Here is a 22,109-nt window from a genome sequence, read left to right as displayed (position 1 = left end):
TTGTATATTTGTTAAACAGATGAGAAAAAAAATTACAATTATAGGTTCGGGATTTTCAGCTTTGGCAGCATCTTGCTATTTGGCAAAAAGTGGTCATGAAGTTGCTGTTTTCGAAAAAAATGCCACTGTTGGCGGAAGAGCCAGACAATTAAAAAAAGAGGGGTTTACATTTGATATGGGACCGAGTTGGTATTGGATGCCCGATGTATTTGAGCGTTTTTTTGCTGATTTTGATAAAAAAACAACTGATTACTATGAGCTCATAAAATTATCTCCGGCATACCGAGTGTACTATGGTATAGATGATTTTATCGCAATTGCTGATAATTTGCCGGATATTATATTCACTTTTGAAGCGATTGAAAAAGGAAGCGGCAAAATACTAAATAAATTTATGGCGGAAGCCAAAAGCAATTATGACATTGCTATTAAAGATTTAGTGTATCGTCCCGGAGTTTCTCCATTGGAGCTGGTAACTAAAGAAACCGCTTTGAAAGTTGGACAGTTTTTTACTAATATCAGTAAAGAGGTGCGCAAGAAATTTAAGAACGAGCGCTTAATTCAAATATTGGAGTTTCCAGTGTTATTTCTTGGAGCAAAACCCTCAGATACACCATCGTTTTACAGTTTTATGAATTACGCCGATTTTGGTCTTGGTACTTGGCATCCTAAAACTGGAATGTTTGATGTAATTCGTGCTATGGAAAGTTTAGCAAGAGAATTAGGAGTTGCGTTTCACACGAATTCAAATATTGAGAAAATAATCGTTGAGAATAAAACGGCAAAAGCGATAGTCGTAAATGGCGAAACGATTGCGTCTGATTTGATTTTGAGTGGAGCGGATTATCATCACACCGAAACGTTACTGGATAAGGAACATCGAGCGTATTCCGAGAAATATTGGGATAGTCGTGTTTTTGCACCTTCGTCATTATTATTTTACGTTGGGTTTAATAAAAAAATAGAAAATATATCGCATCATGCCTTGTTTTTTGATGTTGATTTTTATCAACATGCCAAGGATATTTATGATGAACCGCAGTGGCCAAAGGAACCTTTGTTTTATGCGAATTTTCCTTCTTTAACAGATAAAACTGCCGCTCCGGAAGGAATGGAAACCGGATTTTTTCTTGTTCCATTAGCACCCGGAATCACAGATACCGAAGAATTGCGAGAAGAATATTTCAATAAAATAATGGAACGTTTTGAAAATTTAACACAGCAAAGCGTGAAAAATAATATTATATTTAAGCATTCGTTTTGTAAAAATGATTTTGTTTCCGAATACAATTCCTATAAGGGAAATGCTTACGGAATGGCAAACACCTTATTACAGACCGCTTTTTTAAGACCGAAATTAAAAAGTAAAAAAGTAAAGAATCTATATTTCACGGGACAATTAACCGTTCCAGGACCGGGTGTTCCGCCTGCATTAATCTCAGGAAAATTAGTGTCGGAATTAATAAATAAGCAATTTTTAGAACAATAACCATGAAGCAATTATTCGATGATGTATCTTTCAAATGCAGTAAACTGGTTACCAAAAACTATAGTACTTCATTTTCATTGGCGGTATACATGCTTTCGCCAATCATTAGGGATGCGATATACAGCATTTATGGGTTTGTTCGTTTTGCGGATGAAATTGTGGATTCATTTCATGGTTTCGACAAAGAAAATTTGATTAATGATTTCGAAAAAGAATACTACAAATCGTATAATTCTGGGATAAGTCTGAACCCAATTTTGAATTCTTTTCAGCATACGGTTAAGAAATACAACATTACTGATGACTTGATTCAGGCTTTTTTGAAAAGTATGAAATTAGATTTAGTGAAATCAGATTACAACAGCAAAGCCGAATATGATGAATACATTTATGGCTCTGCAGATGTAGTTGGACTAATGTGTCTAAAAGTTTTTGTAGCCGGAAAAGAGCAAAAATACGAACAGTTGAAAGATGAAGCCATGCGATTGGGGTCTGCTTTCCAAAAAGTTAATTTTCTGAGAGATTTGAAGGACGATAATCTGGTTTTGAATCGGAATTATTTTCCGGGAGTTGATTTGAATTCATTCGATGAAAATGCCAAAAAAATGATTATAAAGGAAATTCAGGAAGATTTTAATGTCGCATATCAAGGAATTCTGAAACTGCCCATCGAAGCTAAATTTGGAGTTTACACTGCATTTGTATATTATAAAAAACTCTTGAAAAAACTTGAAAACACACCTTGTCATGAAATTGGGAACGCCAGAATTCGGGTTTCAAATTATACGAAAGCGGGACTATTGGCGCAATCTTTTGTAACTTACAAGTTGAAATTAGTATAAAACAGTGCTTACTTTTAAAACCAATATTTTAAATAAATAACAGAATAATGATTTCCTTTTTAATCTTTTTAGGTGTTTTCCTTTTCATGGAATGTGTGACCTGGCTGACGCATAAGTACATTATGCACGGTTTGATGTGGTATTTTCATGCCGATCATCACCAACCTAAATACGCGAATGTTTTCGAACGGAACGATGTTTTCTTTGTGATTTTTGCCATTCCCAGCATCGTTCTTTTTTACTTTGGAGTTCAAGGCGGAATGAACTATCTTTTTTTCATTGGACTCGGAATCACATTTTACGGATTCTGTTATTTCATGATTCACGATGTCTTGATTCATCAACGTTTCAAGTGGTTCAAAAACACCAACAACAAGTATTTAATAGGCTTGCGGAAAGCCCACAAAGTGCATCACAAACATTTGGGTAAGGAACACGGTGAGTGTTTCGGAATGTTATTTGTACCTTTCAAATACTATAAAATCTAACAATTCCATTTGGGCGTGACCCGATGAAAAATCGGGTCGGGCTGTACGTTCCCGCTTTTTTATACCTGGAAAAAAAGCCAGCTATAAAAAGAGCTCCACTGCCATCCCTCACGCAACCCGCATTTCAATACAATTTTCGATTAAAATAACAAGTATCACCGATGAAACTCTATAAAAAAGAAACTGTTCAGTATGTAAATGCAAGTTTAGAAGAATGTTGGGCTTTTTTTTCCAGTCCAAGTAATCTTCAAAAAATCACACCGGTAACAATGGGTTTCGAAATCACTGATTTCGATAATAAATCTATGTACGCTGGGCAAATAATACAATACAAAGTGTCTCCACTTTTGGGATTAAAATTGCCTTGGGTTACCGAAATCACATTCGTAAAAGAGAATAGTTATTTTATCGACGAACAACGTTTTGGACCTTATGCATTGTGGCATCACAAACATTTTTTTGAAGCTACTGAAAACGGAGTGAAAATGACTGATTTGGTTCATTATGCTTTGCCTTTGGGTTTCATCGGTCGCATTATGAACACACTTATCGTAAAAAATAAATTGAAAGCCATCTTTGATCACAGACGCATTATGGTGGATAAAATGTTTAATGGTAAATAATGGAAAAACAAGAAGTATCGTTTTTTTGGTTCAGACGCGATTTACGTTTAGAAGATAATATTGGATTATTTCATGCTTTAAAATCTAAATTTCCTGTTGTTCCATTGTTTATTTTTGATGATTCCATTTTAGACAGTTTACCAAAAAACGATGCCAGAGTAGGTTTCATTCACGATTCACTTTCGAAAATAGATACCCAATTACAGGAAATAGGAAGTACTCTTTTGGTAAAAAAAGGAAAAACTATTGACGTTTGGCAATCACTTTTAGAAGAATTCGATGTCAAGGAAGTTTTCTTCAACAAAGATTACGAACCCTACGCCATAAAACGTGACACCATTATTTGTGAAATGTTAGAAGCAAACAATACCATTTCCTTTTCTTTTAAAGACCAAGTTATTTTCGAAGAAAAAGAAATCACAAAAGCCGATGGATTGCCATACACTGTTTATACTCCTTTTAAAAATAAATGGTTAGAAAAGTACAAATCAATGGCTCCGGTTCCAGAATATGATGCCACGGATATGTTTTCTAATTTTCATAGAAATAGTTTTACTTTTCCAACTTTGGAACAAATAGATTTCGAAGAAAGTCCAATAAAAGTAAAGCCGCACAACTTAAAATTCATTGCAAATTATCAAGATATAAGAGATTTTCCAGCTTTGGATAAAACCTCCTATCTCTCACCACATTTGCGTTTTGGAACCGTAAGCATTCGGAAACTGGTCAATTGGGCATTTCACAAAAATGATATTTTTTTGAGTGAACTGATTTGGAGAGAATTCTTCATGCAAATATTATTCAGTTTTCCAAAAGTTGTTACCCAGAACTTCAAATCAGCGTATGATGGGATTCAGTGGCGTAATGATGAAGCCGATTTCAAGCGTTGGTGTTCGGGAACAACCGGATATCCTATGGTTGATGCCGGAATGCGTCAGCTCAATGAAACCGGATACATGCACAACAGAGTCCGAATGGTAGTGGCGAGTTTTCTCTGCAAGCATTTATTAATTCAATGGCAATGGGGTGAAGCCTATTTTGCCGAAAAATTATTGGATTACGAATTGTCTGCCAATGTTGGAAATTGGCAATGGGCAGCAGGAACCGGTTGTGATGCAGCACCTTATTTCCGTGTTTTCAATCCGGAGATTCAACAAAAAAAATTCGACGAAAAAGGTATCTACATCCGAAAATGGATAAAAGAATTCGATTTAGGATATGGAGAACCAATGGTAGAGCATGCTATGGCTAGGGATAGAGCGATTGCCAGATATAAAGTAGGGATTTTGAAATAAAAAAAATTAACATATAAGTCATATAAGTTTTAAGACATAACCTAAAAATTTATATGACATATATAGTTAAAAAAAAACGGCAGTTACTGGATCAATTTCTTCAGCATTCCTTCGAAAATAAATCCATGAAATGGCAAAACGGAATACCAGTATAATTTTCCCCAAATCCCTTTTGGTCTGAATGTTGCGGATTGGTACAAAGTATTTCCTATTATTTTGAATTCTAGCCAAGCTTCACCTGGTAATTTCATTTCGGCAAATAAAATTAATTTTCCCTCTTCTTTATTGGCATACAAAACACGCCAAAAATCCAAAGCATCACCAGAATGAATATCATGTCGATTCGTTCTTCCTCTTCGGGAACCCACGCCACCGTATAATTTGTCAATAAAACCACGTAAATTCCACAACCAATCGCCATAATACCAACCCGAATCACCACCAATGGACCAAATTCTGCTGATGGTAAAAGCGCGGTCAATGATTTCCATTTTACGGCGGTCGATGTAGCAATCCTTTTTTGGAACTTTCAAATATTCCGACATATTGCTGCTAAAACGCCCACTGATTAAGGAATCTTTCCAACTCGAAGCTACTTTATCTTCGTCTACTTTTATCAAAGCACGGGAAAGCGCTTGTTTGTAGGTCATAGGCGTAACATTCAATAAAGCATTGATTCTGTTATCGCTGCAAACCACTTCGACTTTCATACTGCTAACCAGTGCTGACGCGAGTCTATATGATGTTGAGGTTACAAAATACAACCAATACGAGGATAATTTTGGAGTCATTATTGGGACAGTAAAAATCCATCGCTTTAGTTTTTTTGCTTCTGCAAAACCCAACAGCATTTCTTTGTACGTTAAAATATCGGGCCCGCCAATGTCAAAACTCTGATTATAGGTAAGCGGATTTAATAAAGATTTAGATAAAAAATCAAGAACATCTGGAATTGCAATCGGTTGGCATTTTGTGTTGAGCCACTTTGGAGTAATCATAATAGGCAATTTATTTACTAAATCCCTAATGATTTCGAACGATGCACTTCCGGAACCCACAATAATTCCAGCTCGTAAAGTTGTCGCGGCAAACGTTCCAATATTTAAAATTTCTTCTACTTTTTTTCTGGATGATAAATGTTTCGACAGCGATTTGTCATTGACTATTCCGCTCAAATAAATAACTTGTTTTGCTTTGGTTTCATTCAATCGTTGCACAAAATTCAGTGCCGATACGCTTTCTAATTCATCAAAATTATTAGCGGATCCTGACATGGAATGAATCAGATAATAAGCGGCATCAATAGCATCTGGAATGGCTATCAATGTTTCTTGTTTGAGAAAATCAACTTCAATTACTGTAACACTTTTTTGAAATTCGATAGGACAATAAAACCTGTTTCTATCCCTTACGCAACAGATTATTTCGTGACCTTGTGCCACCAACAACGGCAAAAGTCGCTTCCCGATATAACCTGTTGCGCCTGTTAAGAGAATTGTCATGATTTCTGTTTTTTTGTTACTAAGCCCATAGGTACTAAGCTAATTGCTTTAATTGGTCAGATTTTTCTTTGAGTCTTTGTGCCTTTGTGGCCATTTTAATCCGTTTTCTTAGTTGTAAAAATTAAAATTAACTCAGTTTATTAGAAACTAAACTGATAAATTCTTTTCTGGTTTTGTCTTTTTCGAAAGCACCGGTAAAAGATGATGTTGTTGTAACTGAGTTTTGTTTTTGAATCCCTCGCATTTGCATGCACATGTGTTGGGCTTCAATCACAACTGCTACACCAAGAGGATTCAAAGCGTCCTGGATACAATTTTTGATCTGGTCTGTCAATCGTTCCTGTACTTGCATTCTTCTGGCAAAAGCATCTACGACTCTTGGGATTTTACTTAAGCCTACAATTTTACCATTTGGAATATAAGCGACATGTGCTTTTCCAAAAAACGGCAACATATGGTGTTCGCACATGGAATATACTTCGATATCTTTCACCACAATCATTTGTTTATGGTCTTCAGTGAACATTGCCGATTTAAGTATTTCCAAAGGATCCAGTCCGTAACCATGAGTTAAATATTGCATTGCTTTTGCAACACGTTCCGGTGTTTTTTCGAGACCTTCTCTGTTAACGTCTTCCCCTAAATTTTCAATTATTACTCTATAATTATCAGCTAGTGCTTCCGTTATTTCAGTGTCGTATTGTTCAATTTTCTCGTAACTTTTCATTTCTTTTATCATGGTATGCTGTCTTTCAATTTTAAGTTTGGCTAATTGTTTTTTTAGATTTTAAAAGTCACTATTCCGTAATCCATCTCGAATACTTGACCAGAAATTGATTTCGCATTTTCCGAAATCAGGAAGTCAGTCATACTAGCTACTTCTTCTGGTTTCAAATAGCCTTTCATCGGGTGGCGTTCTACCATATTTTCTTTCATTCGATCATTTCTCAAAATACCTGCCGAAAGTGATGTTTCGGTAATCGTGGGAGCAATGGCATTGATGCGTACTACCGAAGCCAATTCTGCTCCCAACGATTTCACTAGTCCTTCAACTCCAGCTTTTGCGGTAGCAATACTAGCATGAAACGGCATTCCTAATTTTGCGGCTACCGTGCTAAACAAAACAATTGATGGATTAGTTCCCTTTTTTAAAACAGGTAAATATTTCTGAATGGCTTTTACAGCGCCAATGACATTAATTTCAAAATCATTCCTGAAATCATCTATACTAAGACTTCCTATGGGTTTCAAATTGATGGAACCCGGACAGTAAATCAAGGTGTCTACAGCCTCAATTTCCGGAAGCGAATCCTGCAATACATCTGCAGAAAAGTGTTTCAGATTGGGATGTGTGATATCTGGCGTGTTTCGGCTAATGTTGTAGACCAAGTTTGTCTCTAATTGTTGCAACAAAATAGCATTGCCAATTCCTTTACTACCACCAATGATTACTATGTTTTTCATTTTTTATATGTTGTTGTTGTTTTAACGGATTATTGTTTACTGAAAACTAATTTTTAACGCTTAGAAATCTTGTTGTTGTTAATTTGTCTTTGCATCGTACATTTAAAACGACCCTCCCGAAAATCCCTTAATTTCTCATGTTTTGTTTTGCGGCCTTGCACTCTTTCTCGCCACATTCTAAAACTTGAAGGTTTCATTTCGGTACGCATCAAGTCGATTACTTCTTGTTCTTTTAGTCCAAATTGCATTAAAATCGCATCAAAAGTGGTTCGGTCTTCCCAAGCCATTTCTATGATTCGGTCTTTATCTAAATCAGTCAGTTCTTTTTTTACAGTCACGATATTTTATTTATTTGAAGTTGCTATTGTTTTTATGAGATTGCTATTGAAAAATTATTCACTGTCGCCAATATCGGCCATAGTATGTAATTTTAATATGCGTGAACTTTCCTCTTTTACCAATGTGTTTTTCTTCATTTTCCATAAAAAATCACTGGCAAATTTCCTAGTTCGTTCCATATTTACAATTGGTTTCGGATAGTTGATGCCTACTTCAAAATCATTAAATTTCTGATCTAAATAGGTCATTTTATACGGTTCATGTATAAATCCTCTTGGCAAATTGCGTAATTCCGGCACCCATTTTTTTATAAATTCTCCATCAGGATCGTGTTCGTAACTGTTCTTTATTGGATTATAGATACGCAACATATTGATTCCGGTTTCACCAGCCTGCATTTGCAACTGGGGAAAATGAATTCCGGGTTCAAAATCCAAGAACATTTGTGATAAATGTTGTGTTGCTTCTTGCCAAGGCTGCCATAGATTATGTGTAAAAAACGATACTAACATCGCACGCATTCGAAAGTTCAAATAACCGGTTTCATTCAAGCAGCGCATGGAAGCATCGATTAATGGAAATCCAGTTTGTCCCGTTTTCCAGGCTTCAATATAATTTTCATTGACTTTCTTTTTCAACGAATGGAAGCCTTTATTGACACTTTCAAACTCCATGATTTCTTCCATTTCAAATTTTTGTATGAAATGTGCCTGCCAAGTTAGTCTGGAGATAAAAGAATCAATTTGCTTTTTATGACTGCACGTCAATCTGAACGTAGCTGCTTTTTGCAAAACTTGTCTGGATGATAGATTTCCCCAAGCAATGTATGGGGATAATCTGCTGCAACTTTTTCGAGCCAATAAAGGTTTCGAAATATGCAAGCTATAATTGTGATAGCGCTCGTCAAAGAAGTTTTGTAAATATTTACCAGCCATTGTGCTGCCTCCTTTTTGAAAAATAGTATCGGGAACAGTTTCTAAATTTGTCTTTTCTAATGCTTTTTCGAGTTCGGTTATTGCATCAGTATTGAGGAAATTTTTTGCTTTTGAATCAAAAATAAATTGAGGTTCGTTCATGTATTTTTCCCATTTTGAAACCCAATCCGTTCTGTTTTTTAGCGCCCTGAAAATTCCGTTATTGGTATTTTCAACCCAATGAATTTGGTTGTTTTTACAAAATCGTTTGAAGGTTTTATCTCTTTCGTACGTGATTTTTAAACCAGTTTCCTGATGCGAAAAAACCGTATCTATTTTATATATTTCTTGTATCGTATTAAGTACTTGCAGCACCTCTGAGGACACCGCTAAAACGTGTGTATTCGATTGTTCCAGTTGTTTATTGATATCTACAAGCGATTGCTTGATGAAATTCCAATGTCTCGGACTGTAATGCGAATCGTTTTCTAAAGATTTTTCGAATACATAAAGCAATAAAGTAGGTGTATCAGTTTGTGTAGCATTAAAAATCGCTTCGTTATCCTGTAAACGAAGGTCTCTTTTAAACCAAACTACATTGATATGTTTCTTGTTTGTATTCATTTAATTTTTAAAATAATTGTTGTTGCAGCCATAATTTCTGGAATTTTGATTGCCCGTCGTAATTTTCAGCTTGTAGCTTAATATTAAATTTTCGATCTCTTGGGTCGTTACCAACTCCTGAAACATACATCCAATTCCCGTAATTGCTGTGTACATCGTAATCAATAAGCATCGCTTCAAAATACGTAGCTCCTATGCGCCAGTCTAACAGCAGCTCCTTTGCAAAATAAGAAGCTACATTTTGTCTCCCGCGATTGCTCATCCAACCGGTTTGTTGTAATTCAATCATGTTGGCATTTACAAAAGGCTCTTCTGTCGTGCCGTTAATCCAATTTTTTATCGCTGATTGATTGTTCTTCCAATCGTATTTTTTATCTAAAATCCCTCCAATTTTAAAAATCGAATCTCCGTTTTTCATCGAAACGTATTTAAAATAATCCCTCCAAATCAGTTCAAAAATCAACCAATACGTCGAATCATTTTTCTCAATTTGTTGTTCGTATTTGACAATCTCCCAATAAATAGTTTTCGCCGAAATAGAGCCATTGGTCAACCAAGGAGAAAATTTCGAACTAAAATCAGTCCCAATTAATCCGTTGCGAGTCAATTTATAAACACTTAGTTTTTTGGTTTCCCAAAAATAATTTTGCAACCTTTTCATTGCTTCGTTTTCACCGCCACCAAAAGGAAAAGCAGTTCTGGAATCCATTTCAAAATCACTAAATCCCAATGTTTCCATCGTAGGAATTACAGTTTCGTTTGTGATCCAATTTTCTTCAGACATCGGTTGAACTGCGAATTCAGGTCTGACCTTCGTTGATTTTTCACATTGATTCCTGAATTGTGTAAAAACATTTGGAATCGAAGGAATGTCAAACGGAATAGTTGCAGGATGAAATAGAAACTGATTGTAAGTGCTTTTGAACGCTACTGAATCCGAAATTTTCGATTTTATGTTCTCTAAAACTTCTATTTCCTCACTCGTCCATTCTTCTTGCAAGTAAACAGAATTGATTCCATTTTGAGCAATAATTTCCGGAATAATTTCTTCTGGTTTTTGGTGATAAACCAAAAGCGGAATATTTATTTTTTCCAGATTTTGTTTCAAAGCTGTTACCGATTCAATTAGGAATTTAGCTCGAAATTTTTCTGTTTTCTTAAAACCAAATCTTGTGTTTTCAAAATGCCTTGGATCAAAACAATACATTGCAATTAAAGTATCATTTTCGCCAATAGCATTTGACAACGATTCATTATCATTGACTCTAAGATCATTTCTAAACCAAACTAACCCTTTTTGTTTCTTTTGCATTTTTCACTACAATATTTGACTTCGTCCCAAACTTTTTCCCATTTTTTCCGCCAACTAAAAGGTCGGTTACAAACCAAACACATTTTTGAAGGCAGATTTTCCTTTTTCACTAGTTGTATTTTTGATATTCATGGACAACGATTGTTGCTTTCAAATCAAACATCAAATTGTATAATCCAAAAAAGGTTCTGTTCATATAAATGAAATGTTTGGAACCTCGATTACCATTCATTTTCCTAAGATTAGTGTCTTTTGAGAATCGTTCGCCCAATTGTGCGATGCTTTCAAAAAATGCTGCGTCCGAGAAATCAAAAGTTTCGGTTTGAAAAGGTTTAGTGAACAGGGATAATAAATCGTAAAACATTTGAGTGAAATATTCCACTTCCTCTTTGGTGTCATCGACTCTAAGGATTTCTAATTCGAATAATTTTTGGCTAAAAAGTTTCTTATTATCAATCACTTCTTTGTTTATTAATTCGAAATAAGGAATATAGAAGTTATTGGGAATTTGTTTCATACAACCAAAATCCAGTGCCACTAATTGGTTTTCATCGTTTACCAAAAAATTTCCCGGATGCGGATCAGCATGTACTTTTTTCAGAATATGAATTTGGTACATATAGAAATCCCACAATGCCTGACCAATTTTGTCTGCAATTTCTTGATTGTCATTTTTATTGGTAAATTCCGAAAGATGAATTCCTGTCATCCAATCCATCGTGATAATCTTCTCCGATGAAAATTTTGGATAGTAATTTGGGAAAGCTAAATTGTCAATCTTTTTACAGGCTTCAACAACTTCTTGGCTTTGTTTTAATTCCAATAAATAATTGGTTTCCTCAATCAATTTGTCTTCGACTTCCTTGAAATATTTATCAGAATCTTTCCCTTTAAGGTTAAACATTCTGATTGCTATTGGTTTCACCAAAGCCAAATCAGATGAAATACTATTGGCAACGCCAGGATATTGAATTTTTACCGCCAGTTTTTTACCGTTTTTTACTGCAACATGAACTTGTCCGATACTTGCGGCGTTAACAGAGTTTGCGTTGAATTCGTCAAAAATCTCATAAGGTGTTTTTCCAAAATTCGTCTTGAACGTTTTTAGTACTAATGGTGCTGAAAGTGGCGGAACGGAAAATTGAGAAAGAGAAAATTTTTCTACATAAGCCTGTGGCAAAAAGCTTTTGTCCATGCTTAACATTTGCGCTACTTTCAGCGCGCTTCCTTTCAAACTTTTCAGTCCGTCGTAGATGTCTTCTGCGTTATCTTCGTTGAGTTTGTCACGAGTCAAATCAGAATTAACCATTTTTTCTCCGTAATATTTGAGATAATTTACACCAACTTTTGCGCCGGTTTGCACCAGTTTGGTTGCTCTTTCAATTTTTGACGTGGGTATATAGTCTATGGTTTTCATTATTTGTTGTGTATTTTTTCTTTGAAAATAAATTTTCCAAAGTCTATTAAGCTCTCTAGCGGAGTGATGTTCATCAATTCAAATGTGGCTTTTATTGACTTCTCTATATATAGGTCTGTTTTCTCGAAAGCAGGAGAGGAGTCTTCCAACCAAAATTTCAAGGTTAATAAAAGTTGTATCCAAGAAGTTTCCTGAATTGCTTTCTCCTGAAAGTTTTGAAATTTTTCCTGCTTGATTCGGTATTCATCTGAAATGATTCCTGCGACATAGTTTTTGAAACTGCTTCTCAAACCGGATAACAGCATTAAATTTTTCAAATCATTGTGATGCTGTTTCAAACTCATGGTTACATAACTTCTGTTAGCAGACAATAATTCAAAGAAAGTAAAGTAAAAACTCAACATTTTACTTTTCATATCATAGGTTTCATAGTTCTGGTCTTTTTGAAGTAATTCGACCGTTTTTTCTAGAAACATTTTGAAGATTTCTTTCTCTACACTCTCCATGGTTCCGAAAAAATTATAAAATTCAGCTTCTGAAAAGTTATTCAGTTTAGTGAAATTATAAACGGATTTCGGTTTGTCATTATTTTCCAATGTATAATTCATATACATAGAAACTATTTTTTCTTTTGATATTGTTGATTTTTTAGTAGCCATTTTTGTTGTATTTCAAATTAGAGGATAAAGGTAATGAATGTTTAACTAAAATCTAATAATGTTAAACAAAAATTAATGTTAATGTTTATATGCCTTAAAATGACTAGATTTGTTTTGTTATGAAAAAAAATATATTAATAAGCGGAGGTTCAGGATTTATCGGTAGACACTTAACTGATTTATTAATTGAGAAAGGATTCTCAGTTTCAATATTGAGTCGAAGTGATAAGAAAAACACAACCGATATTTCTTATTTTAAATGGGACGTTTCTAATCAAACAATTGATGAAGCGGCAGTACTAAATGCGGATTATATAATCCATTTAGCGGGTGAAAATATCGCTGAAAAAAGATGGACTGCTAAACGCAAATTAGCTATTATTGAAAGTAGAGAAAAGTCAACACAATTGATTTATTCTGTTTTGAAGAAAAACAATAAAAAACTGGATGCCTTTGTTTCGGCTTCGGCAGTTGGGATTTATGGGGCTGTGAATGGAGAAGAAATTTGCACAGAAGAAACACCTTTGGCTCATGACTTTCTGGGTGTTACGTGTCAAAAATGGGAAAATGCAATAGATTTTATTGAAAACTTGCATATTCGTACGGTAAAAATCCGAACTGGATTAGTACTAGGAAAGAATGATGGTTTTTTAAAGAAATTGGTTCCTATATTTAAGTATCGATTGGGTTCAGTATTAGGATCAGGAAAGCAATATATGCCGTGGATACATGTCGATGATTTGTGTAATGTATATCTTGAGGCTGTCGTAAATGAGGAAATGAATGGACCTTATAATGCAGCCATTAATGATAATACGAATAATGCAATCTTTTCTAAAACACTGGCGCGAGTTTTGGGTTATGGTATTTGGTTGCCCAACGTCCCTGAATTTGTATTAAAATTAGTATTGGGTGAAATGTCAAAAATTGTATTATATGGACGAAGAGTGTCATCAGAAAAACTGGAAAAATTAGGGTTCCAGTTTAAATACAAAAACTTGGAGGAAGCTCTTAGGAATTGTTTAACTAAATAACTTTATTGTAAAACGCAATAAAGTTGAGTGTTCACGTTTTTGGATACTTTACTGCGCACGATAAAAGGAATTTCGATTTTGAAATCATCAGTATTTAAAGGAAAATTAGTAATTAATTCGATTCCTTGAGTTCCTTTTTTGATTATACCCGTAACAATGATTTTTTTTGATTTTCCATGCATGGTAATTTTTCCTGTAATTTGATATTCTGTTGCATTTGAGTTAACGTTTTTTAAATCAAATTTTTGAATTCTACCTTTGAAAATGGCTTTAGGATAACGATGACTCTGCATGTAATTAGCATTAAAATGTTCCTCCATCAAACTTCTTTCAAATTGAAAATTTTTGATGATGGCTAAACAGGTTATTTCCCCTGTTTTGGTCATCAAAACACAGGATGCTTTTTTATTTATTGCTTTTACTTCTTCAAAGAAAGGAACCGAAGCCTCAAAATTAATGATTCCTTTATTAGTCATCATTTTTTCTTGCGCAACAGCAGTATTAGCTATAAAAATCAGGAAAAGGAGGGTAATTTTTTTCATAGCCTTTTATGAATTAAACTACTTAAAGTTACGAAATTTCAAGGAAATATTTTTACGATTAATGATAAATTATCGCATTAATATAAACTTATTAAGTCGTTTGTATAAATCTGAAATTGCATTGATTTTTGGTTTTTTAGATCTTAAATCGATTGATTTTAGTTAAAAAAATAAGGCTGAAATAATCTAGAGCAACTCCAATTGCACATTGTACTTTTTAAGGCTTGCCAGCGATTCAGGAGAACTATAATCAAACTTTTCTTCATGTAGGTCTTTTTCCTTTTTTAAGGCTATTTGTTTGATGCAATTGCAAAAACGGCGTACTTCATTAAGGTTGGATAAGATTAAGCCGGGAACCAGCACACTTTTACCTTCCTTGTCTTTGGCAACCATAGTAAAATAAGAAGAATTACAATGTTTTATTTTTCCGGTTTGAATATTTTCAGCCTCAACCCGAATGCCTATAATCATAGAACTGTTACCCACATAATTCACACAAGCTTTCATGGTAACCAGTTCGCCTACTTCAATTGGTTTAAGGAAATTCACGGTATCAACAGATGCTGTCACGCAATAATTGCCTGAAAACTTTGAAGCACAAGCAAATGCAATTTGATCCAGTAAAGACAAAATATAACCACCATGAATCTTTCCGCTAAAATTGGTGTGAGAGGGCAGCATCAATTCTGAAATACTGATATTTGACGAAGCGACTGTTTTAAAAGTTGTATTCATAAAGTTATTTTCGATTAAAAGGGGAAGTTTCTTTTTGAACGGCTGTAACAAAATATCTCGTTTCTCCCCACCAAGCAAATGTTCGGTATCGTTCTACATAAGTTAGTTTCACATAATTCCCTTGAAGCCCTTTCAAATCTTCAATCACTTTTTTATCGCTGTCCAAAACAGAAAAACTAAAAATCTGAGCTCCGGAAATTCCCTGACTTAATTCCCCTTCCCATGTTTTTATGGCCATTCCTTTATGACTCAATTTTATGAGTTCACCGGAACGAATGCCTTCACTGTAAGGAACGTAATAGAGAAATGCAAAATAACAAATCAAGACCAAGGTGCCAATTCCTAAAATAATTCCTAAAATTCGTTTCATTTTATTTCGTTTAATAATTGATTTTCATCTTTTTCTGCCCTGTTCAATATGCTTTCCGGAAGTGCTTTTTTCGCTTTGGCTCCCATTTTTTTCAATTTCTCTACACTTACGATTAAGTTTCCTTTTCCTTCTACGAGTTTATTCATGGCGCCACTGTATTCAATTTTGCTTTCGTCTATTTTCTTTCCAATTTTGATTAAATCACCTACAAAACCTTCAAATTTATCATACAATGCACCAGCCTGGCGCGCAATTTCCAAAGCGTTTTCCTGTTGCTTTTGGTTCGTCCACATGCTGTCAATAGTTCGCAAAGTCGCTAATAAAGTCGCAGGCGTAACAATAACAATGTTTTTCTCGAATGCTTTGTTATATAAACTGGTGTCCTCATTCAGCGCCATAGCAAAAGCAGGCTCTATTGGAATAAATAACAATACAAAATCAGGGCTTTCAATTTGATATAAATCTTGGTAGTTTTTATTGCCTAATTGTTCTACATGTCGTTTGATGGAGTTAACATGTTCTTTTAAAAATCCAACTTTTACATCGTCATCTTCCTCATTGATGTATTTTTCATAAGCGGTCAAAGAAACTTTAGAATCGACAATCATCTTTTTGCCGTCCGGCAGATTTATCACAACGTCAGGAAAAACGCGATTTCCATCTTCAGTGGTGAACGCTTGTTGGACTTCATATTCACGGCCTTTCTCTAATCCTGATTTTTCAAGAACGCGTTCCAAAACCAATTCGCCCCAATTTCCCTGCATTTTACTATCGCCTTTCAAAGCTTTCGTCAGATTGAGGGTTTCCTTGCTCATTTGGATATTCATTTCTCGCAAGCCCAGAATCTGTTGGCGCAAAGCTGCATGGTAATCAATGCTTTCTTTGTGGGTGTCTTCGACTTTCTTTTCGAATAAATGAATTTTATCCTGCAAAGGCGTCAAGATATTTTTCATATTTTCCTTATTCTGCTCCGTGAATTTATTAGACTTTTCTTCTAATATTTTATTGGCGAGATTCTCAAATTCTTTGGTGAATTTTTCCTGTAGTTTCTCGACTTCTTCTTTTTGTTCTTTGTTGCGTTCCCAAAGATTCTCAAAATCAACTTCTTTTTTAGAAAGCTGAATGGCTAAACTGTCCTTTTCACTTCGAATGGTTTCTTTCTCCTCATTGGCGTTTTCTAATTGTTTTTCAAAAGTTGTTTTGTCAACAATAATCTGCTCTTTTAGTTGATTGAATTGGGAAGTAAAAGCAATTAATTTTTCTTCTAAACTAATTTTTTCCGATTGGAATCTGGCGGAGAAAATGAGTTTACCAATAAAAATACCAATAACGAGAGCAACGATGAAAATCAATAAAAACGGAAGCATATTTGACATAGAATTTCTTTTTGTAAGTTTGTAAAAATAAACAAAAGTTTGCTGGTTTCCTTCCGGAAATCAAAATACTATCTCAAGCTTTAGCATTCATGGATTTGTAAATAGAGTTGCCAATTAATTTTATACTTTAAAAAATATGCAGGATAAATCTTTAAAATCGAATTCTCGGTTTTTTGCAATTATAGCGATTGTCAGTTGGTTTGCGGTTGTATTGCAATTGTATCTCATAATTTTCAATCGTATGACTTTGCTACCGGAAACAATCGTTCGGTTTTTTAGTTTTTTCACCATTCAAACGAATATTTTGGTGGCAGTTTGTTTTACTTTTCTTTGGCTAAAGCCAAAATCCAAATGGGGATTATTTTTTTCGAAACCTAAAAATGCAACCGCAATTACGTTATACATCACCATTGTAGGATTAGTTTATAATGTTATTCTGCGATTTTTATGGGCTCCAACGGGTCTGCAAAAAGTAGTGGACGAGTTATTGCATTCGGTCATTCCACTATTAGTTTTATTGTATTGGATTTTGTTTGTACCAAAAAAAGAATTGGAATTCAAAAACATCTTTCCGTGGTTGATTTTCCCTGCGGTGTATTTGGTTTACACGTTAATTCGTGGTGCTTTTTTTAGTTTTTACCCATATCCGTTTGTCGATGTGATTCTTTTGGGCTACAATACAGTACTGCTCAATAGTTTTTTTATGTTGTTGGCTTTTCTTTTTTTTGGTACTTTATTCATTGGGATTGGGAAAATTAAAAAGGCCAATACGAATTAAATTCGTATTGGCCTTTTTAAACAAAATCAATTGTTATTCATCCAGTTTAATATTCCCTCTGTCTTCCTGATTATCCGGATGGGAATTTGGATAACGGTTTGGAATGATATCAGAATTATGATCTTTATTTTCGACCATTTTTTTAGCTTGTTCTTCAGAAACATTTGCAATATCAGAACTTAAATTTATTGGAGTGCTATCCTCATTTTGCTCTAAAGTTCCGTCAATATTCCGTGCTCTTTGAACAATTTTTTGATTTCCATGTGCATCAGTTTCCACTTCTGATTTCAAATGTGACACCTCAGGATTCGTATTTTGGGCTAGATTCTGACCGCTAAATCCTTCGTTTATATTTTGCTTATTATTTGTTTTTTTTGAACCTAAATCGTTGCTTTCCATACTCTTTAATTTTAAAGTTATTACTCTAAACTTCTATAATATTACGTCTTTTATAGTGAGGAATTCAATTATTTAACATAGCTTTTGGTTTACACCAATAAATGTATGGCGACACTATTTTAAATCCAGCGAAAACAAAACTATCTTTGCACGCACAACTAATACACTAAAATGGCTCATTCTCATTTCATCATTCATAAGCCTTACGGGTATCTGAGTCAGTTTATTTACGAATTAAAAAGAAAAAAGAAACTGCTGGGCGAGTTGCACGATTTCCCCAAAGGAACGATGGCAATAGGTCGTCTTGACGAAGATTCCGAAGGATTATTGTTATTGACCACGGACGGGATGATGAGCGAAATCATTCGAAGTAAAAAAGTGGACAAGGAATATTATGTTCAAGTCGATGGCATTATTCATCAGGAAGCCATTGAGCAACTGCAAAAAGGGGTCGAGATAGGTTTCAATGGCACGAAATACATCACGAAACGGTGTAAAGCATTCTTGATGAACGAAGTTCCTGCTTTTGGAACTAGAGGAAAAAAAATTCGTGATGAACGTCACGGTCCAACTTCTTGGGCTTCGATAACGGTGAATGAAGGGAAATTTCGCCAAGTCCGGAAAATGACTGCCGCTGTTGGTTTTCCAACGTTACGATTGGTTCGTGTTCGAATAGGAAACGTACATCTCAATGATTTACAGGCTGGAGAAGTTTTGGAAGTTGAAGATTTTCAAATAACCGAATAAACAAATAACCGATTAACCAAAAAGAAATGTTAAACATCGTTTTAGTAGAACCTGAAATCCCAAATAATACTGGAAATATTGGCCGATTGTGCGTCGGTACCGAAAGCCGTTTGCACTTAATCCATCCTTTTGGATTTGTCATTAATGATAAAAACCTGAAACGTTCCGGTTTGGATTATTGGGTACACCTTGATGTTACAGAATATCAAAATGTAGCCGAATGGAAAACACAGATTCCTGATTTATCCCGAGTTTTCCTGATGAGTTCCCATGCCGAAAAATCGTATTTGGAGAATGATTTTCAGGATGGTGACTGGTTGGTTTTTGGGAAAGAAAGTAAGGGTTTGAGCGAAGCTGTTTTAAACGAATTTCCCAATCATCTGACAATTCCAATGTCACCGTTAATTAGAAGTTTTAATATTGCAAATTCTGTCGCGTTTGTCATTGGCGAAGCAAAGAGGCAAATCACTAATAAACGGTAAGTTGTAAATTTTGAATTGTAAAAAGTAAGGCAATTTTGTGGATGGAATTTCATATATTTGAGTAGGTCATTCTAGATCTAATTGTTTTTTTTCTCCTTTAAAACTTACTTTTATGATTGATAAAATTATCCTTAGAAGTACCATTTTCAAACATTTAGATGGCTTGGTTACCGCTCCGGTTGCGTATGTTTTGTTTGAAAAAGGAGTGCTATCCTATATTCTTGACAAAAAAGAAGTCACACTTACGGAACTTACGGAATATTTTAAAGCCAATGAAGGCTATCTCAATGTGGGTTTGCGTGTTTTGTGTTCGCAAGGATTCTTGGATTATCATATCAATACTACCACAGACCAAATTAAATTCAGCATAAACAATAAAAGCGCGATTGCTTTTTCAATGTTCTATTTGTATGAAGATGTTCTTGATTTACTGCATTTCACGATGCAATTTCGTACACGATTATTAGACGATATACCATTCGCTCGATTGGGTTTAATTTTCGATTTGTATAAAAAAAATTATGGAATTTCATTTTCGAATGATACGCTGACCAATGAAATTCAGCATCAGATTCTAACCCATATTGAAGGTTCTTTGGTTGGGCCAATATTAGTAAGATTGGGTATAAGCGGAATGTTTCATAAATATTTTATGGAGATTTCCTTCCGTCCCGAAGAATTTCATAAATCCCCCGAAAATTTCAAAATTATTCTCGATTTCTTTGTTGATTTAGGTTGGTTTACCCAAAAAAAAGGGAATTATCAGTTTACGGAAAAGGGGTTGTTTTTTGCCAAAAGAGCTTCTGCTTATGGAGTGACAGTTTCCTATTTACCTACTTTCAGTAAAATGGAGGAATTGCTTTTTGGTCACCCAAATATACTCCGAACGGTGGCCGAAGGGGAAGATGAAATTCATGTGGACCGAGAAATGAATGTTTGGGGAAGCGGAGGAGCACACGATACTTATTTTAAAGTTGTAGATGAGATTATCATCAAATTATTCAATTTACCAATTGAAGATCAGCCGAAAGGAATTCTCGATATGGGTTGTGGCAATGGAGCATTTATAGAACATATTTATACTGTAATCGAAAGACAAACCCTCCGCGGAAAAATGCTGGATGATTATCCTTTATTTCTGGTTGGTGCCGATTACAATCAGGCAGCCTTGAAAGTAACCCGAACCAATTTAATCAAAGCCGATATTTGGGCCAAAGTGATTTGGGGAGATATTGGGCAGCCCGATTTATTAGCTAATGATTTATTGGAAAATTATAACATTGATTTGAAAGATTTATTGAATGTGAGAACCTTCTTGGATCATAACCGAATTTGGGAAATGCCTCAACATGTTACTAAAGGCAGAGTAAGTCATTCTACAGGTGCATTTGCGCATAGAGGAGAGCGAATCAGTAATAGTTTAGTCGAAGATAATCTATTGGAACATTTGAAAAAATGGTCGCCTTACGTTCGAAAATTCGGGTTATTAATGATTGAATTGCATACGATTGCTCCAAATTTGACTGCTGCTAATTTAGGAAAAACGGCTGCTTCGGCTTATGATGCCACGCACGGTTTTTCGGATCAATACATCGTTGAAATTCCCGTTTTACACAAAATCGCTGCTGAAGCGGGATTGTATCCGGATGCTAATTTCTTCAGGAGATTTCCTGATTCTCCAATTGCAACAGTGAGTATAAATTTATTGAAAGGAAATGGATAGTACCATTTTGTATTGAAAAATTAAAAAGAAATAAAATGAGGAAGTTGATGCGCTTCCTCATTTAGAGTTAATTTCGAGCGACAAAATTACTTAATGTAACGTAAGTATTTCCACTCAACGCATCGTGATAAATGTTATATTTCGTTGGATAATTACCTGCTTTTTCAAAATGTTCCGGTTGAGAATAATTGGCACTAAAATCAACATCAGAAAGTAGATAATCTAAAGTAATCATTGGTTCTACAAAAATAAATTTACCATTATAAGAACCGTAAATCATAATTTTAGAAAATGGAAGATACGCTCCTAAGTTTATAGGTAGCCAGTGTTTTCCCATTTGGGGCTCAGCCGTTGCTGGACCAGGTGGAGTAAAATAATCTGCAGGCATGTAACCTATAGGAGGATAATTGTTGAAAGCAGCATCCGTTTCTGTTGACCATGCCGGTATTGCGAGTTGCTCTTGGGCAGAAATCATGTAAAAATGAATGTCAAAATGGGGTACATTAAAAACGCCAGCGGGTTCGTGACCATGAGGATTCCAGTTAAGCCCGATGTGATCAAAAGGAGTTAATTGAGTAGCTTTTAATTGCAATGGTACTACAATAGTTTCGCCATCTGGTGGGACAGATTTACTATTATCAGTATCCAGATTTTTAAAGGCTTCAGGAGTGATTTCAATTCCTATTTCGTAAGGATGACCATTTGAATCCACACTTATCCAGGAACGTACTTTTCCGTATCCGAGAGCTACCTGAGGTCCTTTAAATACCGTAAGTTTAGCAGCACTCGTTTTAGCCGTAAATGATGAGGATACGTTTTTTTGTAAATCAGCAGTAATCATTTCATCCTGACTGCAAGAAAAAAGCAAAAATAAGGACCCCAAAACGATAATTTTTTTTGGCAATGTAAACAAATTTTCCATAATTAAAATTTTAAAAGATTGTTTTTAATGCTG

The 22,109-nt window shown here is 34.8% G+C and carries 25 protein-coding genes; 10 read left to right on the top strand and 15 right to left on the bottom strand.

All coding sequences use genetic code 11. The annotated features are described in order from the left end of the window. Positions 1-19: 19 nt before the first annotated feature. The 5 genes from ACNQGG_RS13315 to ACNQGG_RS13295 all read left to right on the top strand — a co-directional run bounded on the left by ACNQGG_RS13315 (position 20) and on the right by ACNQGG_RS13295 (position 4,737). Positions 20-1,489, top strand: coding sequence for a phytoene desaturase family protein (locus ACNQGG_RS13315; protein WP_417964723.1), 1,470 nt, complete (start codon positions 20-22; stop codon positions 1,487-1,489). Between the two features lie 2 nt (positions 1,490-1,491). Then, complete coding sequence (locus ACNQGG_RS13310; RefSeq protein ID WP_416857685.1) at positions 1,492-2,331, top strand: phytoene/squalene synthase family protein; 840 nt, start codon at positions 1,492-1,494, stop codon at positions 2,329-2,331. Between the two features lie 47 nt (positions 2,332-2,378). Then, positions 2,379-2,819: a sterol desaturase family protein gene (locus ACNQGG_RS13305; RefSeq protein WP_282718092.1), complete on the top strand. Its 441-nt coding sequence runs from the start codon at positions 2,379-2,381 to the stop codon at positions 2,817-2,819. Positions 2,820-2,980: 161 nt separating this feature from the next. Then, the gene (locus ACNQGG_RS13300) at positions 2,981-3,442 is read left to right on the top strand and encodes an SRPBCC family protein (RefSeq protein ID WP_416857686.1); all 462 of its coding nucleotides are present in this window, start codon (positions 2,981-2,983) and stop codon (positions 3,440-3,442) included. Continuing rightward, positions 3,442-4,737 carry a cryptochrome/photolyase family protein gene (locus ACNQGG_RS13295; RefSeq protein WP_417964720.1) on the top strand — a complete coding sequence of 432 codons (1,296 nt, stop codon included), beginning with the start codon at positions 3,442-3,444 and terminating at the stop codon, positions 4,735-4,737. The genes ACNQGG_RS13300 and ACNQGG_RS13295 overlap by 1 nt, the downstream gene beginning before the upstream one ends. An 83-nt stretch (positions 4,738-4,820) precedes the next feature. Here ACNQGG_RS13295 and ACNQGG_RS13290 read toward each other — a convergent pair whose 3' ends face one another. From ACNQGG_RS13290 to ACNQGG_RS13250, 9 genes are all read right to left on the bottom strand, one after another. Next, positions 4,821-6,239: an SDR family oxidoreductase gene (locus ACNQGG_RS13290; protein ID WP_417964718.1), complete on the bottom strand. Its 1,419-nt coding sequence runs from the start codon at positions 6,237-6,239 to the stop codon at positions 4,821-4,823. A gap of 127 nt (positions 6,240-6,366) precedes the next feature. Continuing rightward, positions 6,367-6,978: a GTP cyclohydrolase I FolE gene (gene folE, locus ACNQGG_RS13285; RefSeq protein WP_417964716.1), complete on the bottom strand. Its 612-nt coding sequence runs from the start codon at positions 6,976-6,978 to the stop codon at positions 6,367-6,369. Positions 6,979-7,019: 41 nt separating this feature from the next. Beyond that, positions 7,020-7,703: an SDR family NAD(P)-dependent oxidoreductase gene (locus tag ACNQGG_RS13280; RefSeq protein WP_417964714.1), complete on the bottom strand. Its 684-nt coding sequence runs from the start codon at positions 7,701-7,703 to the stop codon at positions 7,020-7,022. Between the two features lie 53 nt (positions 7,704-7,756). Then, entirely contained in the window at positions 7,757-8,041 is a 285-nt protein-coding gene (locus ACNQGG_RS13275) for a TIGR03643 family protein (protein WP_255409053.1), read from the bottom strand. Positions 8,042-8,095: 54 nt separating this feature from the next. After that, positions 8,096-9,580, bottom strand: a complete 1,485-nt coding sequence (locus ACNQGG_RS13270) for a cryptochrome/deoxyribodipyrimidine photo-lyase family protein (RefSeq protein WP_417964712.1) — start codon at positions 9,578-9,580, stop codon at positions 8,096-8,098. 7 nt (positions 9,581-9,587) lie between these two features. After that, on the bottom strand, positions 9,588-10,892 hold the full coding sequence (locus ACNQGG_RS13265; RefSeq protein WP_417964710.1) for a DASH family cryptochrome: 1,305 nt from the start codon (positions 10,890-10,892) through the stop codon (positions 9,588-9,590). Beyond that, on the bottom strand, positions 10,868-11,002 hold the full coding sequence (locus ACNQGG_RS13260; RefSeq protein ID WP_082014130.1) for a DUF2256 domain-containing protein: 135 nt from the start codon (positions 11,000-11,002) through the stop codon (positions 10,868-10,870). Before ACNQGG_RS13260 ends, ACNQGG_RS13265 begins: the two co-directional genes overlap by 25 nt. Continuing rightward, positions 11,002-12,309 carry an ABC1 kinase family protein gene (locus ACNQGG_RS13255; protein WP_417964708.1) on the bottom strand — a complete coding sequence of 436 codons (1,308 nt, stop codon included), beginning with the start codon at positions 12,307-12,309 and terminating at the stop codon, positions 11,002-11,004. The genes ACNQGG_RS13260 and ACNQGG_RS13255 overlap by 1 nt, the downstream gene beginning before the upstream one ends. Further along, on the bottom strand, positions 12,309-12,968 hold the full coding sequence (locus tag ACNQGG_RS13250; protein ID WP_417964706.1) for a TetR family transcriptional regulator C-terminal domain-containing protein: 660 nt from the start codon (positions 12,966-12,968) through the stop codon (positions 12,309-12,311). The genes ACNQGG_RS13255 and ACNQGG_RS13250 overlap by 1 nt, the downstream gene beginning before the upstream one ends. A gap of 119 nt (positions 12,969-13,087) precedes the next feature. On the opposite strand from ACNQGG_RS13250, the gene ACNQGG_RS13245 reads away from it, so the two are divergent. After that, a complete protein-coding gene (locus ACNQGG_RS13245) occupies positions 13,088-14,002 on the top strand; it encodes a TIGR01777 family oxidoreductase (RefSeq protein ID WP_417964704.1) in 915 nt (304 codons plus the stop codon). Between the two features lie 2 nt (positions 14,003-14,004). Here ACNQGG_RS13245 and ACNQGG_RS13240 read toward each other — a convergent pair whose 3' ends face one another. The 4 genes from ACNQGG_RS13240 to ACNQGG_RS13225 all read right to left on the bottom strand — a co-directional run bounded on the left by ACNQGG_RS13240 (position 14,005) and on the right by ACNQGG_RS13225 (position 17,025). Then, positions 14,005-14,544 carry a YceI family protein gene (locus tag ACNQGG_RS13240; RefSeq protein WP_417964702.1) on the bottom strand — a complete coding sequence of 180 codons (540 nt, stop codon included), beginning with the start codon at positions 14,542-14,544 and terminating at the stop codon, positions 14,005-14,007. Between the two features lie 186 nt (positions 14,545-14,730). Then, positions 14,731-15,279 (bottom strand): acyl-CoA thioesterase, encoded by a 549-nt coding sequence (locus ACNQGG_RS13235; RefSeq protein WP_417964700.1) that lies wholly within the window; start codon positions 15,277-15,279, stop codon positions 14,731-14,733. A 4-nt stretch (positions 15,280-15,283) separates the two neighbouring features. Beyond that, on the bottom strand, positions 15,284-15,649 hold the full coding sequence (locus tag ACNQGG_RS13230) for a 6-phosphogluconate dehydrogenase (protein ID WP_417964698.1): 366 nt from the start codon (positions 15,647-15,649) through the stop codon (positions 15,284-15,286). Further along, the gene (locus ACNQGG_RS13225; RefSeq protein WP_417964696.1) at positions 15,646-17,025 is read right to left on the bottom strand and encodes a DNA recombination protein RmuC; all 1,380 of its coding nucleotides are present in this window, start codon (positions 17,023-17,025) and stop codon (positions 15,646-15,648) included. The genes ACNQGG_RS13230 and ACNQGG_RS13225 overlap by 4 nt, the downstream gene beginning before the upstream one ends. A 136-nt stretch (positions 17,026-17,161) precedes the next feature. On the opposite strand from ACNQGG_RS13225, the gene ACNQGG_RS13220 reads away from it, so the two are divergent. Further along, positions 17,162-17,803 carry a Pr6Pr family membrane protein gene (locus tag ACNQGG_RS13220; protein WP_417964694.1) on the top strand — a complete coding sequence of 214 codons (642 nt, stop codon included), beginning with the start codon at positions 17,162-17,164 and terminating at the stop codon, positions 17,801-17,803. Between the two features lie 33 nt (positions 17,804-17,836). Here the strand turns inward: ACNQGG_RS13220 and ACNQGG_RS13215 are convergent, their stop codons facing one another. Continuing rightward, complete coding sequence (locus ACNQGG_RS13215) at positions 17,837-18,202, bottom strand: hypothetical protein (RefSeq protein WP_417964692.1); 366 nt, start codon at positions 18,200-18,202, stop codon at positions 17,837-17,839. Between the two features lie 171 nt (positions 18,203-18,373). Here ACNQGG_RS13215 and ACNQGG_RS13210 point away from each other — a divergent pair, with 171 nt between their 5' ends. The 3 genes from ACNQGG_RS13210 to ACNQGG_RS13200 all read left to right on the top strand — a co-directional run bounded on the left by ACNQGG_RS13210 (position 18,374) and on the right by ACNQGG_RS13200 (position 21,154). Next, positions 18,374-18,949, top strand: coding sequence for a pseudouridine synthase (locus ACNQGG_RS13210; RefSeq protein ID WP_417964690.1), 576 nt, complete (start codon positions 18,374-18,376; stop codon positions 18,947-18,949). 26 nt (positions 18,950-18,975) lie between these two features. Continuing rightward, complete coding sequence (locus ACNQGG_RS13205) at positions 18,976-19,431, top strand: tRNA (cytidine(34)-2'-O)-methyltransferase (protein ID WP_417964688.1); 456 nt, start codon at positions 18,976-18,978, stop codon at positions 19,429-19,431. 112 nt (positions 19,432-19,543) lie between these two features. Next, positions 19,544-21,154: a class I SAM-dependent methyltransferase gene (locus tag ACNQGG_RS13200; RefSeq protein WP_417964686.1), complete on the top strand. Its 1,611-nt coding sequence runs from the start codon at positions 19,544-19,546 to the stop codon at positions 21,152-21,154. A 67-nt stretch (positions 21,155-21,221) separates the two neighbouring features. On the opposite strand, the gene ACNQGG_RS13195 is transcribed toward ACNQGG_RS13200, so the two are convergent. Next, positions 21,222-22,076, bottom strand: coding sequence for a hypothetical protein (locus ACNQGG_RS13195; protein ID WP_417964684.1), 855 nt, complete (start codon positions 22,074-22,076; stop codon positions 21,222-21,224). Between the last annotated feature and the right edge of the window lie 33 nt (positions 22,077-22,109).

The sequence above is a fragment of the Flavobacterium esculini genome (assembly GCF_048284325.1).
In the GTDB taxonomy this organism is placed as follows: domain Bacteria; phylum Bacteroidota; class Bacteroidia; order Flavobacteriales; family Flavobacteriaceae; genus Flavobacterium.
Note: the sequence above shows the minus strand (reverse complement) of the source record. Positions and strands in the feature narration are given on the sequence as shown.

What these genes read in the sequence shown, in the direction of transcription:
- ACNQGG_RS13315 (WP_417964723.1), top strand. Translation starts at nt 20, where the DNA reads ATGAGAAAAAAAATTACAATTATAGGTTCGGGATTTTCAGCTTTGGCA.
- ACNQGG_RS13310 (WP_416857685.1), top strand. Translation starts at nt 1,492, where the DNA reads ATGAAGCAATTATTCGATGATGTATCTTTCAAATGCAGTAAACTGGTT.
- ACNQGG_RS13305 (WP_282718092.1), top strand. Translation starts at nt 2,379, where the DNA reads ATGATTTCCTTTTTAATCTTTTTAGGTGTTTTCCTTTTCATGGAATGT.
- ACNQGG_RS13300 (WP_416857686.1), top strand. Translation starts at nt 2,981, where the DNA reads ATGAAACTCTATAAAAAAGAAACTGTTCAGTATGTAAATGCAAGTTTA.
- ACNQGG_RS13295 (WP_417964720.1), top strand. Translation starts at nt 3,442, where the DNA reads ATGGAAAAACAAGAAGTATCGTTTTTTTGGTTCAGACGCGATTTACGT.
- ACNQGG_RS13290 (WP_417964718.1), bottom strand. Translation starts at nt 6,239, where the DNA reads ATGACAATTCTCTTAACAGGCGCAACAGGTTATATCGGGAAGCGACTT.
- folE (WP_417964716.1), bottom strand. Translation starts at nt 6,978, where the DNA reads ATGATAAAAGAAATGAAAAGTTACGAGAAAATTGAACAATACGACACT.
- ACNQGG_RS13280 (WP_417964714.1), bottom strand. Translation starts at nt 7,703, where the DNA reads ATGAAAAACATAGTAATCATTGGTGGTAGTAAAGGAATTGGCAATGCT.
- ACNQGG_RS13270 (WP_417964712.1), bottom strand. Translation starts at nt 9,580, where the DNA reads ATGAATACAAACAAGAAACATATCAATGTAGTTTGGTTTAAAAGAGAC.
- ACNQGG_RS13265 (WP_417964710.1), bottom strand. Translation starts at nt 10,892, where the DNA reads ATGCAAAAGAAACAAAAAGGGTTAGTTTGGTTTAGAAATGATCTTAGA.
- ACNQGG_RS13255 (WP_417964708.1), bottom strand. Translation starts at nt 12,309, where the DNA reads ATGAAAACCATAGACTATATACCCACGTCAAAAATTGAAAGAGCAACC.
- ACNQGG_RS13250 (WP_417964706.1), bottom strand. Translation starts at nt 12,968, where the DNA reads ATGGCTACTAAAAAATCAACAATATCAAAAGAAAAAATAGTTTCTATG.
- ACNQGG_RS13245 (WP_417964704.1), top strand. Translation starts at nt 13,088, where the DNA reads ATGAAAAAAAATATATTAATAAGCGGAGGTTCAGGATTTATCGGTAGA.
- ACNQGG_RS13240 (WP_417964702.1), bottom strand. Translation starts at nt 14,544, where the DNA reads ATGAAAAAAATTACCCTCCTTTTCCTGATTTTTATAGCTAATACTGCT.
- ACNQGG_RS13235 (WP_417964700.1), bottom strand. Translation starts at nt 15,279, where the DNA reads ATGAATACAACTTTTAAAACAGTCGCTTCGTCAAATATCAGTATTTCA.
- ACNQGG_RS13230 (WP_417964698.1), bottom strand. Translation starts at nt 15,649, where the DNA reads ATGAAACGAATTTTAGGAATTATTTTAGGAATTGGCACCTTGGTCTTG.
- ACNQGG_RS13225 (WP_417964696.1), bottom strand. Translation starts at nt 17,025, where the DNA reads ATGTCAAATATGCTTCCGTTTTTATTGATTTTCATCGTTGCTCTCGTT.
- ACNQGG_RS13220 (WP_417964694.1), top strand. Translation starts at nt 17,162, where the DNA reads ATGCAGGATAAATCTTTAAAATCGAATTCTCGGTTTTTTGCAATTATA.
- ACNQGG_RS13215 (WP_417964692.1), bottom strand. Translation starts at nt 18,202, where the DNA reads ATGGAAAGCAACGATTTAGGTTCAAAAAAAACAAATAATAAGCAAAAT.
- ACNQGG_RS13210 (WP_417964690.1), top strand. Translation starts at nt 18,374, where the DNA reads ATGGCTCATTCTCATTTCATCATTCATAAGCCTTACGGGTATCTGAGT.
- ACNQGG_RS13205 (WP_417964688.1), top strand. Translation starts at nt 18,976, where the DNA reads ATGTTAAACATCGTTTTAGTAGAACCTGAAATCCCAAATAATACTGGA.
- ACNQGG_RS13200 (WP_417964686.1), top strand. Translation starts at nt 19,544, where the DNA reads ATGATTGATAAAATTATCCTTAGAAGTACCATTTTCAAACATTTAGAT.
- ACNQGG_RS13195 (WP_417964684.1), bottom strand. Translation starts at nt 22,076, where the DNA reads ATGGAAAATTTGTTTACATTGCCAAAAAAAATTATCGTTTTGGGGTCC.